This window comes from Thalassoglobus sp. JC818 (genome assembly GCF_040717535.1).
GTDB lineage: Bacteria > Planctomycetota > Planctomycetia > Planctomycetales > Planctomycetaceae > Thalassoglobus.
In genome coordinates this window covers 1-2,261 of record NZ_JBFEFI010000028.1, presented here as the reverse complement: position 1 = coordinate 2,261, position 2,261 = coordinate 1, and the positions used below count along the sequence as shown (strand labels likewise).

Annotated in this window: 2 protein-coding genes; one reads left to right on the top strand and one right to left on the bottom strand. The window is 51.4% G+C overall.

The genetic code is table 11. The features are described 5' to 3' along the window. Positions 1–64 precede the first annotated feature (64 nt). Complete coding sequence (locus AB1L42_RS23785; protein ID WP_367062719.1) at positions 65–643, bottom strand: TetR/AcrR family transcriptional regulator; 579 nt, start codon at positions 641–643, stop codon at positions 65–67. Positions 644–963: 320 nt separating this feature from the next. Between AB1L42_RS23785 and AB1L42_RS23780 the strand changes: the two genes are divergently transcribed. Further along, a complete protein-coding gene (locus AB1L42_RS23780) occupies positions 964–1,980 on the top strand; it encodes a methyltransferase domain-containing protein (RefSeq protein ID WP_367062722.1) in 1,017 nt (338 codons plus the stop codon). Positions 1,981–2,261: the final 281 nt, after the last annotated feature.

Genomic DNA, 2,261 nt, shown 5'->3' with positions numbered 1-2,261 from the left:
CTAGCAAGCGTCGCTCTTTAACGTTTGATGAAGTGAAACATCGGATATGAATGGTCCGTTGCTGCTACACCCGAGTAGGAACGTACTTGTCCAGAACTGTCTCCGCGACGCGACGAGCGATGGTGCAAACATCACAATCGGGAGCCACTTGCTGAGTGATCAGAGCCCCTTCAATGATCATATCAATCTCTTGAGCTACGACTAATGCATCCGTTGCGCCTGCGCGCTCGGCAAGGTCCTGCAGAAGTGCAACACCATCGGCCTTCGCCTTTCGGGCAGATTGATGTGCCGGATGGTGCGGTTGCGGAAACTCGACGGCGGCATTGATGTAGATGCAGCCTCGGTAGTCGGGGTCGTGGATGATATCGTACATAACGTCGAACATCGCGAGGATCTGGCCGCGTGGGTCGGAACCGGCGACGCGTTCAATGCGATCTCGGATCTCACTACTCCACCAGCGATGATGTTCATCGATCACCGCGACGATCAAGTCATCTTTACTTTCGAAGTGGTTATAGAAGGTCTGCTTCGAGCACCCCACTTCGTTGAGCAGACGATCGAGACCAACTGACAGGAAGCCTTCGCGATAGAAAACTTCGTGTCCGGCTTGAATTAGCTTTTCGCGCGTTGTCAGTGTGGGCAACACAGCATTCCCCGCAGAATTGCGTCTGAGCCAACAACATTCTTGACCCGAGTTCAAGTGAAATAGACCAACAGTCAATCGGATTTGACCAGAAGTAAACTGTTGCTGATCAAAACGACCCTTATGCTTTTCGCAACTCCCCGACGGCTGGGGAATCGTTCGCACAAAAGAGCCAATTGACTTTACCACGAAGAATCGCAATCGCCAAGGAGTTTGAGATGTCCGCACCCACGATCACCACAGCTTTACCCTCTTGCCCATCAACAACAAGCAAATTCGATTGTGAACGCCACAGTGCTTTTGGAGAGCGGGTGGTTCGTATGCTCAATGAGTCTGCACTGACGTTCATGTTGAGTATCGGCCATCGATCGGGGCTTTTCGACACTCTACGACGCCTGAACCGTCCGTTAACGTCACTTGAGATTGCAGACGAATCGGGCCTTGACGAACGCTACGTTCGCGAATGGCTCGGGGCAATGGTGACTGGCCGCGTCATGGACTACGACTCCACATCACGAAGTTACTACCTGCCGCCGGAGCACGCTGAATGGCTCACTCGTGAAGCGACTCCCAATAACCTGGCGGGCATCATGCAATTCATGTCCATCTTCGGAAAAGTTGAGGACGATGTGCTGGAGTGCTTCAAAAACGGTGGTGGCGTTCCTTACGAGAAGTTCGATCGATTCCATGAAGTGATGGCCGAAGAGTCATTTCAGACAGTCGTGGCCGCACTTGATGCACACATTCTACCACTAGCCGATAGACTCGTTGAAGATCTCGAACGAGGTGTCGAAGCGGCAGACATCGGCTGCGGTCGAGGTCTTGCACTAATGCACATGGCACAACGCTTTCCTGACTCTCGATTTACTGGCTACGACTTTTCTAAAGAAGCGATCGCTTGGGCGGATTCTGAAGTTGTAAAACGCGATCTTCAAAACATTCACTTCGAAGTCTGCGACGCGGCACAACTTAAAGATAAACACAGATTCGACGTCATCTTTGTTTTTGATGCGATCCACGATCAGATCGATCCCCATGCGATGCTTGTCGGAATCCACGATTCTCTCACTGAGAACGGACTGCTGCTTGCCCAGGACATTCGGACATCGAGTGATGTGGAGAACAACCTCGACCATCAGGTAGCACCGTTCCTATACACAATTTCGACGATGCACTGTATGACCGTTTCACTCGCACATGGCGGTTGCGGATTGGGAACGTGCTGGGGCGAAGAACTTGCTCTGCGGATGTTTGAAGAGGCTGGTTTCACAAACGTTGCCGTTCACGCGTTGGACCATGACTTCATGAACAACTACTACATCTGCCGGAGGAAGTAATCGTACACTCAATTTCGAGGTATTAGTGCAAGTAAACTTAGATGTTTGGCAAACCCCCGGATTGTTGTTGACTCTGGCGTGCTTGAGGAGCTGTCAATTGGTTTGTTCCGAAGTCCGCCAGAGGCCCGACTATTCCGGTCGTTCTCGGGGTACACCACGTTGAGCGTTCCCAGACTCGTGTGTGTTTCTAAGGGCTGACTCTATTTTCGAAGGAGCTCGGGAATAACTTTTCAGAAGTCGACTGGTTCCCCACAGCTATCAAATGAAAGTAGAGGTGTGAT

Coding starts and splice junctions, on each gene's coding strand:
- AB1L42_RS23780 (WP_367062722.1), top strand. CDS start 964: ATGCTCAATGAGTCTGCACTGACGTTCATGTTGAGTATCGGCCATCGA.